At 71.4% G+C, this 14,725-nt stretch carries 11 protein-coding genes; 5 read left to right on the forward strand and 6 right to left on the reverse strand.

The features are described 5' to 3' along the window. Positions 1–11: 11 nt before the first annotated feature. A complete protein-coding gene (locus OIE67_RS31550; RefSeq protein WP_326627277.1) occupies positions 12–1,388 on the reverse strand; it encodes an ABC transporter substrate-binding protein in 1,377 nt (458 codons plus the stop codon). A 434-nt stretch (positions 1,389–1,822) separates the two neighbouring features. Between OIE67_RS31550 and OIE67_RS31555 the strand changes: the two genes are divergently transcribed. Continuing rightward, complete coding sequence (locus OIE67_RS31555; protein ID WP_326627279.1) at positions 1,823–2,929, forward strand: LacI family DNA-binding transcriptional regulator; 1,107 nt, start codon at positions 1,823–1,825, stop codon at positions 2,927–2,929. A gap of 77 nt (positions 2,930–3,006) precedes the next feature. Here OIE67_RS31555 and OIE67_RS31560 read toward each other — a convergent pair whose 3' ends face one another. Then, positions 3,007–3,879, reverse strand: coding sequence for an NAD-dependent epimerase/dehydratase family protein (locus OIE67_RS31560; RefSeq protein ID WP_326627280.1), 873 nt, complete (start codon positions 3,877–3,879; stop codon positions 3,007–3,009). Positions 3,880–4,182: 303 nt separating this feature from the next. On the opposite strand from OIE67_RS31560, the gene OIE67_RS31565 reads away from it, so the two are divergent. Then, the gene (locus OIE67_RS31565; RefSeq protein WP_106245550.1) at positions 4,183–5,202 is read left to right on the forward strand and encodes an NAD-dependent epimerase/dehydratase family protein; all 1,020 of its coding nucleotides are present in this window, start codon (positions 4,183–4,185) and stop codon (positions 5,200–5,202) included. Positions 5,203–5,232: 30 nt separating this feature from the next. Then, on the forward strand, positions 5,233–7,554 hold the full coding sequence (locus tag OIE67_RS31570; RefSeq protein WP_326627281.1) for a beta-glucosidase family protein: 2,322 nt from the start codon (positions 5,233–5,235) through the stop codon (positions 7,552–7,554). Between the two features lie 144 nt (positions 7,555–7,698). Here OIE67_RS31570 and OIE67_RS31575 read toward each other — a convergent pair whose 3' ends face one another. The 4 genes from OIE67_RS31575 to OIE67_RS31590 all read right to left on the reverse strand — a co-directional run bounded on the left by OIE67_RS31575 (position 7,699) and on the right by OIE67_RS31590 (position 11,722). Next, positions 7,699–8,703, reverse strand: coding sequence for a Gfo/Idh/MocA family protein (locus tag OIE67_RS31575; protein WP_326627283.1), 1,005 nt, complete (start codon positions 8,701–8,703; stop codon positions 7,699–7,701). Further along, positions 8,700–9,638 carry an aldo/keto reductase gene (locus OIE67_RS31580; protein WP_326627284.1) on the reverse strand — a complete coding sequence of 313 codons (939 nt, stop codon included), beginning with the start codon at positions 9,636–9,638 and terminating at the stop codon, positions 8,700–8,702. Before OIE67_RS31580 ends, OIE67_RS31575 begins: the two co-directional genes overlap by 4 nt. 99 nt (positions 9,639–9,737) lie before the next feature. Continuing rightward, a complete protein-coding gene (locus OIE67_RS31585) occupies positions 9,738–10,895 on the reverse strand; it encodes a mandelate racemase/muconate lactonizing enzyme family protein (RefSeq protein WP_326627287.1) in 1,158 nt (385 codons plus the stop codon). Positions 10,896–10,924: 29 nt separating this feature from the next. Continuing rightward, positions 10,925–11,722 (reverse strand): RraA family protein, encoded by a 798-nt coding sequence (locus tag OIE67_RS31590; protein ID WP_326627289.1) that lies wholly within the window; start codon positions 11,720–11,722, stop codon positions 10,925–10,927. Positions 11,723–12,092: 370 nt separating this feature from the next. Between OIE67_RS31590 and OIE67_RS31595 the strand changes: the two genes are divergently transcribed. Then, the gene (locus OIE67_RS31595) at positions 12,093–13,682 is read left to right on the forward strand and encodes an ABC transporter substrate-binding protein (RefSeq protein ID WP_326627291.1); all 1,590 of its coding nucleotides are present in this window, start codon (positions 12,093–12,095) and stop codon (positions 13,680–13,682) included. A 5-nt stretch (positions 13,683–13,687) separates the two neighbouring features. Beyond that, positions 13,688–14,725, forward strand: a complete 1,038-nt coding sequence (locus OIE67_RS31600; protein WP_326627293.1) for an ABC transporter permease — start codon at positions 13,688–13,690, stop codon at positions 14,723–14,725.

Consider the following 14,725-nt stretch of genomic DNA (forward strand, 5'->3'; position numbering starts at 1 on the left):
TTCCCGCGCGGCTACTTGATCTTCTCGGCGGTGCTCTGCAGGGTCTTCGCGGCCTGTTCCGGCGTGGCCTGCCCGGCGGCCACGGTGGTGGAGGCGACCCCGATCGCGGTCTGCAGGTCGGCGCTCACCGTCGCCAGCCGGGGTTCGCTCGACTTGCCCGCGTCGGTGATCAGCTTCTCCAGCGCCGGCCGCTGCACCTCCGGGTTGACCAGCTTGACGGCGTCCCAGTTCGGCTGGGCGGTGGTCAGCGCGGGGATGTCGTTGAGGATGTCGGCCACGGCCTGCTGGCCCTCCTGCGAGGTGCCGAGCCAGGTGACGAAGGTGGTGGCGGCGGCGATGGACTTGGATCGCTTGTTCACGGCCAGCCCGAAGTCCGCGTCGCCGTAGAGGGCGCCGACGTTGCCGGTGCCGGCCACGTCGGGGAACGGGATCGGGAGCTGGGTGAACGGCTTCGGGTTGGCGACGCCGGCTCCTGAGATGGCGTTCGTGCTGCCCTCGACCGTGGAGTACTGCATGTACCAGGTGCCCATCATCACCATGGCGTACTTGCCGGACATGAAGCCGTTGTTGGCGTCCGGGTACTGCTGCACGCCGAGCGCGCCCTCCTGCATGATCCCGTCGTCGAACAGCTTCTTCCAGATGCTCAGCGCCCGCACGATGGCCGGGTCGGTCCAGGAGACCTCGCCCTTGAGCGCCTTCTCCCACACGCCGGGCTTGACGTTGTCGGTGATCGCCTGCAGCGTGTCCTCGTTGAACGCGGGCTGGCCGGCGCCCTGCACGAAGCAGCCGACGTCGTGGGACTTGAAGGTCGCGCAGACCTTCTTCCACTCGTCGTACGTCTTCGGCGGCGTCAGCTGGTACTTGTCGAACAGGTCCTTGTTGACCCAGACCGGGCCGGCGAAGACCGAGCCGACCGACAGGCCGGCGAGCTTGCCGTCCGTGGTCAGGCTCGACACCCCGATCGGGGCCAGCTTGGACTCCCAGTCCGCTCCCAGGGCCTTCTCCACGGCGGGCTTGAGGTCGACGGCGTTGACCCCGTAGATGCCGACCGCGCCGTTGGCCGCTCCCGGCGCGACGGCGAAGACGTCGGGGCCGACGGTCGAAGCCAGCGCGGGCCGGATGGCGGCGTCGTAGCCGTCGATGGTCAGCTTCTTGAAGGTGACCTTGATCTTCGGATACGCCTTGTTGAACGCCTTGATGTACGTTTCGGCGGGCGCGGCGTCGGGCGTCCACCCCCACCAGGTGATCTCGCCCGAGTCGGCCGCGCCCTTGTCCGCGGTCTCGGTCGAAACTCCGCCCGCGCACCCGGCGAGCGCCAGCCCGGTGGCCACGAACAGGGCCGCGGTTCTGCGGAGGCGGCGATTCCTGGGTCGAGGGGATCCCAGCATGTGATCTCTCCTTGCACGTGATGGCACGTACGGGTCGTTTCGACGCCGGGCCACCCGCCGGGGAAACGACGCGGGTCGGGCTCGGGCTCGGGGGAGACAGAGCGGCCGGACGACGAGGCCGGGGGCTCTGCGGTATCAGAAAGTTTCGAAAAAGGGTCTGTGCTCGTGAGCAGCGAAACACCGGACGACGTACAGTGTCAAGAACCTCACTCGAATTCGTTTCCGAGAAGTTTCGAAGAACGCACGGACACAGACGCTCGTTTCGGCGAGATGGCGACGGACGTACAGGGCGGCGTCGCCGCGAAGAGATCCGGCGATCATCCACTCTACCTGGGATTATTCACACTTCGGCGGGACTCTCGGCGCTGCCGACGGCGATGCTACGGTGGAAGAAAGTTTCCGAATCTTCGAGCCTGAGAATGATGAGAGGTGTCGTGGCGACCGAGCACGAGGACACCGGCGGGCGGAAGCAGGCGCGGCACGTGACGCGGCGCGGCGGCGACCGGGTCACGATCGCGATGGTCGCCCGCGCGGCGGGCGTGTCCGCGCCGACCGTGAGCAAGGTGCTCAACGGGCGTGACGCGGTCGGCCCGCGGACCCGGCGCCGGGTGGAGGACGCCCTGGCCGCGACCGGCTACCGGCGCCGCGGCAGGTCGGAGCCCGGCCGGGCCGGGCTGGTGGACTTCGTGATCACCGAGCTCGACACCGCGTGGGCCTGTGAGCTGCTGCGCGGCGCCGAGCACGAGGCGTACCGGCTGGGCGCCCGCCTGGTCCTGACCGTCACCCACGACCGTCAGGCCCACCCGCGCGAGTGGTTCAGGAGCCTCGCCTCGCGGCGCACCGACGGCGTGGTCCTCGTGCTGTCCAGCCGCACCCGCCTGATCGCCGCCGAGCGGCTGCGCTCGATCGACGCGCCGGTCGTCGTGATCGACCAGATGGGCGGCTACGACCACGACGTTCCCGCGATCGGGGCCACCAACTGGGCGGGCGGCTTCGCGGCCACCGAGCACCTGACCGGCCTCGGGCACCGGCGGATCGGCATGATCACCGGCCCTGACGACGTGCCGTGCGGCCTGGAACGTCTCGACGGCTACCGCGCCGCGCTCGGCCGGGCCGGGCTGTCGCCCGACGAGGACCTGGTGCGGCGGGGCGACTTCTACGCCGGGGGCGGCCGCCGCGGCGCGGCCGAGCTGCTCGACCTGCCCGACCCGCCCACCGCCGTCTTCGCCGGGTCCGACCAGCAGGCCATGGGCGTGTACGACGAGGCCCGCGCCAGAGGTCTGCGCATCCCCGCCGACCTCAGCGTGGTCGGGTTCGACGACGTCGACATGTGCGAGTGGGTGACGCCGCGGCTGACCACGGTCAGGCAGCCGCTCGCCGAGATGGCCGTGCTCGCCGTGCGCGACGTGCTGGAGCGCGCGCACGCGCCGGGCGAGCCGCCGCCGCGCCTTGAGCTGTCCACCCGGCTGGTGGTGCGGGAGAGCACCGCGCCGTGGCGACCGCCGCCGGCGCGGGCACGGGCCGCACGCCGGCGCAGGTAGGCAGGCAGATCAGGGGCTTGCGGGATGCGGGTCAGGGCTCTCGGGGGCCCGATGTGCTCGGGGCAGGGGCTCGCGGGTCAGGGCTGGGGGATGCCGAGGGCTTCGCGCCAGGTGTGGCGGGGTTCGTAGCCCAGCTCTTCGCGCGCCTTCGCGCTGCTCAGCAGGCTCTCGTACCCCTCCAGGGGACGGCGCGACGGCACACCCGGGAACATCGACTCGGCCAGCTCGGCCGAGGGCCGGTCCATGAGCGTGTCACGCGCGGCGATCACGTACGCGGGCGCGCCCGTGACCTCGGCGGACAGCGCCAGGCGGCAGGCCAGCGCGGCGTCGCGGACGTCCACGTAGCTCCACAGGTTGAACGCCCGCGCCAGCGGGTCCTCCCAGCAGGACGGGAGCTTGCGGTAGTCGGCGGCGTCGTGCACGTTCGACAGCCGCAGGCCGACGATCGGGATGCCGGACCACGCCGAGACGTGCTCGGCCAGCGTCTCGCCGATGACCTTCGACAGCGCGTACGCCGAGTGCGGATGCGGGTAGTGCGCCTCGTCCACGGGCAGGTAGCGCGGCGGGGCCTGCGGCCCGAACGGGAATCCGAGCGTGGTCTCGCTCGACGTCCACACGACCCTGCGCAGGCCGAGCTTGGCCGCGGCCAGGAAGACGTTGCTGTTCATGGCCGTGTTGTCGGTGAACGTGCGGGCCTCGGGGGCGAAGCCGGGCGCGGGGATGGCGGCGAGGTGGACGACGGCGTCCATGCCGGTCAGCGCGTCGACGGTGTCGCCGTAGTCCGTCAGGTCGGCGCGCATCAGCGAGGTGCCCAGCTCCTCGTAGAAGGGGCCGCGGTCGCCGGGCGCGCCGGTCACGTCGACGGCGCGGACGTCGTGCCCGTGGGCGAGCAGATCCTGGACCACGGCGCGCCCTGCTTTGCCGTTCGCCCCTGTCACCGCGATGTTCACGGCCGGCCTCGCTTTCCCGATGGTGTCGATGGCTGCGGGTGAGTCGTCGATGCAGTGTCGCAGACCCGGACACTTCATCGAAACTCCCCACCCCGGGTTCGGTCCCCGCCGGAAGCGCTCTGACCGGCGGAGACACGGCTGGAGCCGGGGAATCTCGATGGGCCGGGTCCCTTGACGTGCTTCGACATCCGGCTCTACGTTGTGAATGAGCTGTAGAAGTTTCGGAGACATTTTCGAAACGTTTCGACGCGATTCGGATCCCGATCCGGGCGCGTCAGGACCCACAGATTCCGGAGACTCGTAGTGAAGGTTCTCTACATCGGCGGCACCGGCACGATCAGCTCGTCCTGCGTGGCCGAGTCGGTACGCCAGGGCATGGACGTGCACGTGCTGAACCGCGGCCGCACCGCCGGTGTCCGGCCGCTGCCCGACGGCGTCACCACCGTCACCGGCGACGTCCACGACCCGGAGTCGATGCGCGCCGCCCTCGGCGGCTCCTCGTACGACGTCGTGATCAACTTCCTCAGCTACGGCGCCGAGGACGCGGCGGCCTGGGTGGACCTGCTGGCGGGCCGGATCGGCCAGTACATCCACATCAGCACCGCCTCGATGTACCACAAGCCGGTGCGGAAGGTGCCGTTCGTCGAGTCGACCACCCGGTACAACCCCTACTCGGCCTACTCCCAGGACAAGATCGCCGCCGAGGACGTCCTGCGGCGCGCGTACGAGGAGCGTGGCTTCCCCGTCACCATCGTGCGGCCCTCGCACACCTACGACGACGCCCGCCCGCCGCTGCCCGGCGACTGGACGGCCTGGGACCGGATCGTGCGCGGCGACGAGCTGGTCGTGCCCGGCGACGGCACCAGCCTGTGGACGCTGACGCACGCGTCGGACTTCGCCGTGGGCCTGGTCGGCCTGGCCGGGAACTGGCCGGCGATCGGCGAGGACTTCCACATCACCTCCGACGAGGTGCTCACCTGGAACGAGATCTACGACGTCATCGCGAAGACGGCGGGGACCGAGGCGCGGCTGCTGCACCTGCCTTCGGAGTTCCTGCCGATCGTGGCTCCCGACTGGTTCTGGTCCAGCCTGATCGTCGGCGACCTGTCGCACAGCGCGGTGTTCGACAACAGCAAGATCAAGCGGTTCGTCCCGGCGTTCCGGCCGGTGATCACCTGGCCGGCCGGTGCCAGGCGGCTGCTGGAGTGGCGGGCCGGGCACGCCGAGCAGGCCCGTCCCGACGCCGGGACGGACGCGCTGCTGGGCCGCCTCGTCGAAGGACACCAGGCCGCGGTGTCCGCGGTGCGCAAGCTGGCGCCGTGACCCGGCGTACCGGAGAGGAATCGATCTGACATGGCAGGTGACCGCACCTCCCGCGAGGAGATCGTCGAGAGCCTGGTCGCCCGGATGAGCCTGGCCGAGAAGGTCGCGCAGCTCTACGGCGTCTGGGTGGGCATCGACGGCGCCGACGGCGAGATGGCTCCGCACCAGCACGAGTTCGCCAAGCTGCACACCGCGTGGGACGACCTGATCCGCGACGGCCTCGGCCAGATCACCAGGCCGTTCGGCACCACGCCCGTCGGCGTGCGCCAGGGCGCGGCCACGCTGGCGAAGACGCAGCGCTCGATCATGGCGGCCGGGCGGTGGGGGATCCCCGCCCTGGTGCACGAGGAGACCCTGACCGGGCTGGCCGCGTGGCGGGCCGCCGTCTACCCGTCCCCGCTGTGCTGGGGCGCGAGCTTCGATCCCGGGCTGGTCGAGCGGATGGGCGCGCAGATCGGCGCCGCCATGCGGCGGCTCGGCGTGCACCAGGGGCTGGCCCCGGTCATGGACGTCGCCCGCGACCTGCGCTGGGGCCGAGTCGAGGAGACCATCGGCGAGGATCCGCTCCTGGTGGGCACGATCGGCAGCGCCTACGTCCGCGGCATGCGGTCGGCGGGCGTGCTGGCCACGCTCAAGCACTTCGTCGGCTACTCGGCGTCGAAGGGCGGCCGCAACCTGGCCCCGGTGTCGGCCGGCCGGCGCGAGATCGCCGACGTGCTGCTGCCGCCGTTCGAGATGGCGCTGCGCGCGGGCGCCGACTCGGTGATGAACTCCTACGCGGACGTGGACGGGATGCCGGTCGCGGCCGATCCCGCGCTGCTCACCGACCTGCTCCGCGACACCTACGGTTTCACCGGCACGGTCGTGGCGGACTACTTCTCGATCGCCTTCCTGCAGACCCTGCACAACGTGGCGGGCTCCCCCGGCGAGGCGGCCGGGCTGGCGCTCGCCGCCGGGATCGACGTCGAGCTGCCCACCGTGCACTGCTACGGCCCGCCCCTCATCGAGGCGGTCGAACGCGGGGAGGTGGACGTCGCCCTGGTCGATCGTGCCCTGCGCCGGGTGCTGGCGCAGAAGGCCCGGCTCGGCCTGCTGGACGAGGACTGGACGCCGGAACCGGAGGTGCTCGACGCCGAGGGGGACGCCGAGCTGGACGAGACCGGCGACGTCGTGCTGGACGACGCGGAGGCGCGGGCCCTGGCCGGGGAGCTGGCCCGCCGCTCCGTCGTGCTGCTGCGCAACACCGGGACGTTGCCGCTGGCCCAGGGCCTGCGGCTGGCTGTCGTCGGGCCGCGCGCGGACACCCCGCAGGCCATGATGGGCTGCTACTCGTTCCCGATGCACGTCGGCGTGCATCACCCGGACGTCGGTCTCGGCATCGAGGTGCCGACGCTGGTCGAGGCGCTGCGCGGCGACGTGGCCGGCTACGACGTCCGCTATGAGCAGGGATGCCCGGTGGTCGGCGGGGACGACGCCGGGATCGCCGCCGCGGCCGGGCTGGCGGCGGACGCCGACGTCTGCGTGGCCGTCCTCGGCGACCAGGCGGGGCTGTTCGGCGGCGGCACCTCGGGCGAGGGCTGCGACGCCACCAGCCTGCGCCTGCCCGGCCGGCAGGAGGAGCTGCTGGAGGCCGTCCTCGCCACCGGCACGCCGGTGGTGCTGGTGCTGCTCGTCGGGCGGCCGTACGAGCTGGAGCGGCAGGTGGACCGGCTGGCGGCCGTGGTGTGCGGGTTCTTCCCCGGCGAGGAGGGCGCGCACGCCCTGGCCGACGTGCTGTCCGGGCGGAGCGACGCGATGGGGCGGCTGCCGGTGAGCTTCCCCGGCTCCGGCGGCAACCAGCCGGCCACGTACCTGTCCGCGCCGCTGGCCCGGCGCAGCAAGGTGAGCACCGTGGACCCGACGCCGCTGTTCGCCTTCGGCCACGGGCTCTCGTACACGCCGGTCGAGTGGACGGGCGTCGCCGCGGACCCGTCGGGGACGTGGGCCACGGACGGCACCTTCGACGTGCGCGTCACGCTGCGCAACGGCGCGGCCGGCCCGGTGTCGGAGGTCGTCCAGGTGTACCTGCACGACCCGGTCGCCGAGGTGGCCAGGCCCGTGCAGGCGCTGCTCGCCGCGCCCCGGGTGGACCTGGCGGCCGGGGAGACGCGCGAGGTGACCATCACCCTGCACGCCGACCAGACCTCCTACACGGGGGCGTCGGGGCGGCGGCAGGTGGATCCGGGCGCGGTCGAACTGCGGGTGGGGGCGTCCAGCGCCGACATCCGCGAGACCATCGCCGTCACGATGACCGGCCCGCGCCGGCACGTCGGCTTCGACCGGGTGATGGAGGCGGCAGTCGGTCAGGGCTGAGAGCACGGTGTACGGCCGGCGTCCCCGCACGGGGCGCCGGCCGTACGCGTCAGGCGGCCGTCACCTCGATGGCCGGCATCCGCGTCATTCGGGCGAGTGTCGGGCCCTGATGCGTCATTCGGGCGAGTGCCGGGCCCTGATGCGTCATTCGCCCGGGTAGCGCAGGCCGATCTGGGCGCGGACCTCGTCCATCGTGCCCATGATCTGGCAGACCTCGTCCGACGGCAGCACCGGGCTCTCCAGCAGTCCCGCCCGCACGCACCGCGCCACCTCCTCGGTCTGGAAGCGCAGCCCGCTGCCCGGCACGGAGAACTCGTAGCGTTCGGTCGCACCGCCCCGCGTGGTCAGGGTGAACGTCGTCGCCCGGTACCACATGGTGTCGATGTCGATGCGCGCCTCCGTGCCCGCGATCGTCGCCCGGTTGGGCAGCCACGCCTCCATGGAGGTGGTCGCCACCGCCTGGCGGCCTTCGTCATACCCCAGGACGACCGCGGTCTGCGCGTCCACCCCGGTCTCGCCCGCGGCCGAGGTGGCCAGCACGGACGAGGGGCGGCCGAGCACCATGGACATGAAGGACAGCGGGTAGACCCCCAGGTCGAGCAGCGCGCCGCCGCCGAGGTGCGGGTCGAACATGCGGTGCGCCGGGTTCCTGCGGAACCACACCCCGTGCTCGGCGGTCACCAGCCGGACGTCCCCGAGCCGCCCCTGCGCGAGCAGTTCCCTGATCCGGACCATGTGCGGCAGGAACCGCGTCCACATGGCCTCCATCAGGAACACGCCGCGCGAGCGGGCCAGCTTCACCAGCTCCTCCGCCTGGGCGCGGTTGACCGTGAACGGCTTCTCCACCAGCACGGCCTTGCCGGCTTCGATCGCCGCCACCGCCACGTCCCTGTGCGCGGTGTGCGGCACCGCGACGTAGACGGCGTCGACGTCGTCCGACTCCAGCAGGGCCGCGTGCGTGCCGTGGGAGCGGGGCGCGGCGGTCCGCGCGGCGAACGCCTCGGCCCGTGCGGTGGAGCGGGAGGCGACCGCGACCAGCTCACCCTCGCTGGAGTGACGCAGGTCGTCGGCGAACTGGCCGGCGATGCCGCCGGTGCCGATGATCCCCCACCGCAGCGGCCCCGGCTCGTACGTCTTCGTGCCCGTCAACGCAACCACGTCCCGCTCGGCGGAGTCAGCTTGTCCAGTTCGGCCCACAGGTCGTCAGGAATGTCGAGCGCGGCCAGCTCCAGCGTGTGGGCGAGACGTTCCGGCCGGGTGATGCCCACGACGGTCGTGCTGATCCGCGGGTCGCGCATGGAGAACTGCAGTGCCGCTGCTGCCAGCGGCACGCCGGCCTGTTCGCAGGCGCGCCACATCCCGGCGGCGCTCTGCCTGACCTCGTCCGACGCCATCCGGTACGCGTACCGCGGAGCCGTGTCCGGGCCCTTGACGAGCATGCCGCCGCCGAACGGCGCGGCGTTGAGCACGGCGACGCCGGCCTCGGCGCACTGGTCGAGCAGCGGCTCGGCCGACCGGTCGAGCAGTGTGAACCGGTTGTGCGTGATCACCGCCTCGAACACGCCGAGGTTCACGAAGCGCCGCAGCAGGTCCACCGGCCCACCGGCCACCCCGAGGTGGCCGACGAGCCCCTCCTCCTTGGCCTGGACGAGCGCCTCGACCGGGCCGCCGGAGGCCGTGGCCTGGTCGAACGTGATGCGTTCCGGGTCGTGCAGGTAGACGAGCGGCAGGTGGTCCATGCCGAGCCGTTCCATGCTCTCGGCCAGCGACGCCCTGACCCGCTCGCCGGAGAAGTCGCCGCTCGCGTCGGGGTCGACCTTGGTGCTCAGCAGGAAGTCCGCCGGCACGCCGCCGATCTCGCGCAGCACCGCGCCGATCCGTCTCTCGCTCTCCCCGCCGCCGTAGCCGTTGGAGGTGTCCAGGAACCGGATCGGCCCGTCGAACACCGCCCGCAGGGTGCGCAGGGCCTGGTCGCGGTCCACCTCGTAGCCGTAGATGCCGGGGATGCTGCCGATCGCGCTGGTGCCGATGCACAGCCGCGGGGCCAGCAGCCCGGTGGAGCCCAGGGGGCGCTTGGTGAGCATGCTCCTCGTCCTTTCTTCGCGTCCCGCCCCGGCCGTGCGGGAGGTTCTTCGCGTCCCGTTCTCGCCGCCCGTCCTAGCCGTGCGCCGGCTCAGGAGGGGTCAGCCGCCGAAGCCGTCCTGGGCGTGGGCGCGCAGGTAGTCGATGTCGAAGTCCAGGCCGAGCCCGGGTCCCGCGGGCAGCTTGAGCCGGCCGCCGCTGTTGTCCAGCGGCGTACGCAGGAACCTGTTGTAGGACCCCAGGTCGTGACTGCTCGACTCGATCCGGTAGAAGTTCGGCACGGTGATCATCACGTGGCCGCCGGCGACCAGGTTGACCGGCCCGCTCGCGTCGTGGGGGGAGACCGGCACGTAGTACGCCTCGGCCATCGTGGCGATCTTCTTGAGCTCGGAGATGCCGCCGGTCCAGGTCACGTCGGGCATGACGAAGTCGGCGAGCCCGTTCTCCAGGACCGGGACGAAGTCCCATCGGGTGTGCAGCCGCTCCCCCACCGAGATCGGCACCCGGACCCGTTCGCGCACCTGCTTGAGGGCGTGGTAGCTCTCCGGCGGGACCGGCTCCTCGTACCAGTGGATGCCGCCGGCCTCGTCCAGCGACTGGCCCAGGCGGATGGCCGTGGGCACGTCGAACCGGCCGTGCGCGTCGATCAGCAGCTCCACGTCGGGTCCGGCGACCTCGCGGATGAGCGCGGTCAGCTCCATCGCCTCGCGCTCGTGCGCGCGGCTCAGCCGGCCGTCGAGGTAGCGGTCGTTGCTCTCCGGCTCGCCGGGCGCGTGCGGGAACGGGTCGAACTTGATCGCGGTGTGGCCCGAGTCGACGATCTTCCTGATCTCGTCCTCGACCCCGTCGCGGGTGCCGAAGCGGCTCTGGTCGGGGTGGGTGTAGAGGAGCAGGTCGTCCCGTACGGTGCCGCCGAGCAGGTCGCAGACCGGCTGACCGAGCACCTTGCCGCGGATGTCCCACAGGGCGATGTCGATGGCGCTGGTCACGTTCGTCCCGGCGCCGCGGCTGCCCATGTAGGTGAAGGCGCGGAACACCTTGTGCCAGATGTCCTCGATCTTGGCGGGGTCGTCGCCGGCGAGCAGTTCGGTGGCCTGGCGCACCATGGCGGCGATGCCGCGGTTGGCCGTGCGCGTGGTGGTGGTGATCTCGCCCCAGCCGTCGACGCCCTCGTCCGTGCGGACCTGGACGAACAGGAACTCACCCCAGTAGGAACCGCCCGACCTGATCAGCCAGGGCACGAGCTCCACGATCTTCATCCGCGCCATCCTCTCACTCGTCCGCCGCCTCAGGCGGAAGCGCCGCCGTCCGCGTCCCGGAGGCTCGCGCGCACGTCCAGGCTCGCGCCGCCGTTGGCCTGGGCGTCGCGCCAGCGCTCGTACTCGGGGCGGGCCTCCTCCGACAGCGGGTAGTAGGTGCGCAGGTCGCCGCCCTGCGACAGCCGCAGCCGGGAGAACTCCTCCCACTCCGCGTGGCTGCCCGCCTCCGCCAGCAGCGCCGGAGCGAGTTTGATCGGCACGACCACCGCGCCGTCGTCGTCGGCGACGATGATGTCGCCGGGCTCCACCACGGTGTTGCCGCACGCGACGGGCACGTTGACGGCCGTGGGGAAGATGTCGGTCTGCGAGTGGAAGTTCGGCGTCGTGCCGCGCAGCCACAGCCCGAGTCCGAGCTCGCGCACCTTGCCGAGGTCGCGGATGCAGCCGTCGACGACCACGCCTACGCCGCCCCGCTGCTTGAAGTAGATCATCATCATCTCGCCGAAGACGCCGCTGGCCATGTCGCCGCGGGCGTCCACCACCACGATGTCGCCCGGCCTGGTGTGGTAGAGCACGTGCCGGTGCAGCTGCTTCTCCGGCTCGGCGTACTCGTCGACCTGGTAGAGGTCCTCGCGCTTCGGCATGAACTGCAGGGTCAGCGCCGGTCCGGCGACGCAGGTGCCCGGGGTGAACGAGACCGGGCCGCGGATGTGCGCGCTGCGGACCCCGAGCCGGTTGAGCTCACTGCTCGCGGTCGCGCTCCCGATGGCCGCCAGAGCGCTGACGAGCTCCTCGGGAGGGCGAACGATGTCGTGGGTCTCGATCACGTCGGTTCTCTTTCGGGTCGTGAGCCGGGCGGCGGCCAGGATTAGTTTCGGAGAAGTTTCGATACTGGCGTTGCAGGTCATCGTAGCCCGATCGGCGCCCGAGCGCGATACCCGTGGATCATTCCTCCAGGTCGCCGGGCTGCCCGGGTAGCTTTCCCGCAGGTCGATGTCGGTTCCGCAGCGCCGTGTAGAGCGGCGATCCGGCCTCCATACGGCTAGGTGAGGTCTTGACGTCGTATTTTCACCGCCGTAACTTGGCTCGAACGCAGTCGAAACTCCAACCGACCGCTTCGAAACTTCAGCCGAAGTCCGTCCGGCGGCTCCCCCTCTCCTTCTCCTCCACCCTCCCCCTTCCAAGAAATGGGTCGACATGAAGCGCAAACATCCGGTCGCGCTGACGATCGTGGCGGTTTCGGTCCTCCTCGGCGGATGCGGTGGTGGCGGCGGCGGCTCCCCCACCGGCGCCCCGGTAACCGGGGGAACGTTCACCATGAACCTCGGCACCGACCCGGGGACGATCAACCCGTACAAGACGACGGGCGGCACCAACCGGCAGATCTTCGCCTTCAGCTACGACACCCTCGTCGGGCGGATGCCCGACGGCAGCGTGGCGCCACAGCTGGCCACCGAGTGGAAGGTGGCACCCGACGAGGTCACCTACACCCTGCGCAAGGGCGTCACCTGCGAGGACGGCACCCCGCTCACGGCCAGTGCCGTCGCCGCCGACTTCGACTACGTCAAGGACCCCAAGACGCTCTCCGCCTGGGTCAACCTCACCATCCCCGTGCCGTACACGGTGACCGCGGACGACGCGGCGGGCACCGTGACCGTCAAGACGAAGACGCCGTTCGGGTTCCTGCTGGAGGGCGCGGGCTCGCTGCCCATCGTCTGCCCGGCGGGGCTGAAGGACCCCGGCTCGATCGAGCACGCCTCGAACGGGACGGGCCCGTACAAGGTGACCGACTACGTTCCCGGCGACCACTACACGCTCGAAGCCCGCCCCGGCTACGCGTGGGGCCCGAAGGGCGCCGGGAACGCGGCCGCGGGCAGCCCGAAGACGGTGAAGATCGCCTTCGTGCAGAACGAGTCCACCTCCGCCAACCAGCTGCTGTCCGGCCAGGTCAACGCCGCCCAGATCACCGGCCCCGACCGCGCCCGCCTGGACGCCACCCCGACGCTGAAGAAGTTCGACGTGCCGGTGATGGTCGGCGAGATGAACCTGAACGAGGCGAAGGGCCGCGTGTTCGCCGACCCCGAGGTGCGGCTGGCCATGGCGGCGGCGCTCGACCGCGCGCAGGTCACCAAGGTCGGCACCAGCGGCAGCGGTCAGGTGGCCGACAACATGATGGTGGAGAAACCCGTCTCCTGCCCCGGCGACGAGACCACAGGGACGCTGCCCGCGTTCGACCCGGCCGCGGCGAACCAGCGGCTCGACGCCGCCGGATACGCCAAGGGCGCCGACGGCGTCCGGGCCAAGGACGGCAAGAAACTGACCGTCAACCTGATCTACCAGGTCGGCGCGCCGCAGACGGTGTCCGCGGTCGAGCTGATCGGCCAGCAGCTCATGGCCGTCGGCATCGGCACGAACCTCAAGGGCCTCACCCAGGCGGCGTTCCTCGAGGCGCTCTACACCACACAGGACTTCGACGCCTACTACAGCGGGATCAACCTGGAGTTCCCCTTCATGATGACCGCGTACTGGGGCGGCGCCACCCCTGACAAGGGCGGCCGCAACACCGGCAGCATCCGCAACGAGGAGTTCGACACCCTGTCGGCCAAGGCGCTGGCCGCCTCCGGATCGGAGGGCTGCGAGCTGTGGAAGCAGGCGCACCAGGCGCTGCTGAAGCGGGTCGACGTGCTGCCGATCTCCGTCGGCAACCGGCCCTTCTACACCGCGAAGGCCTCGCTGCAGACCGTCGGCCTGTTCGCGGTGCCGACGAGCCTGCGGCTGTACCAGTGACCGGTATGAGCGCGGGCCACGAGGTCGCCGGGACGCCGCCGGCCAAGGACGGGGCGGAACCCCCGGCGCGTGAGGGGGCGCCCCGGCGGGCCGGGGCGGGCCGCTGGGTGGTGTTCGCCGGCCGGCGGCTGGTCCGGCTCGTGCTGTCACTGCTCGTCCTGCTGGCGGCGACGTTCATCATGGTCCATCTGATCCCCGGCGATCCGGTGCAGACCGCGCTCGGCGACCAGGCCACGCCGCAGATGGTGGCCCAGCGCCGGCACGAGCTGGGCCTCGACCTGCCGCTGCCCGAGCAGTTCTGGCGCTACGTGACCGGCGTCGTGACCGGCGACTTCGGGCGCTCCATCGTCACCGAGGCGCCGGTGGCCGACCTGCTGACCACCCGGTTCCCGAACACGCTGCGGCTGGCCGGGCCGGCGTTCCTGCTGGTCGTGCTGATCGCGATGCCGGTCGGGCTGCTCACGGCGGTGCGCACCAGGGGCGGGCGCGGGCGGCACGTGCGCGGCTGGTTCGTGAACGTGACCGGCCTGCTCAACTCGATCCCCGACTACGTGCTGGCCACCGTACTCAGCCTCGTGTTCGTGGTGACGATCAAGGCGTTCCCGGCGGCGGGCGACGAGGGGCTCAGCTCGTACGTGCTCCCCGTCCTGGCGCTCGTCGCGGGCCCGGCGGCCTCGCTGTCCAGGATCGTCAGGGTGGAGGCGCTCAAGGTGCTGGACGCGGAGTACGTCAGGGCCGCCAAGGCCCGCCGGCTGCCGACGGGCCTGCGGTACTGGCGTTACGTGCTGCCGAACATGATGACCGCCTCGCTGACCTACGGCACCATGATCCTGGCCGGCCTGATCGCCGGGACCGTGCTGGTGGAGAACGTCTTCGGCTGGCCCGGGGTCGGCACGGTCATCTCGCAGGCGGTCATCCAGAAGGACTATCCGCTGATCCAGGGCATCCTGCTGGTCCTCGGCGCCGCCGTCCTGCTGCTCAACATGGTCGTGGACGTCGTGCTCGGCGTGCTCGACCCGCGATCCCGGCTGGGGGAGCTCTAG

It is taken from the genome of Nonomuraea fuscirosea (genome assembly GCF_035917475.1).
GTDB lineage: Bacteria > Actinomycetota > Actinomycetes > Streptosporangiales > Streptosporangiaceae > Nonomuraea > Nonomuraea fuscirosea.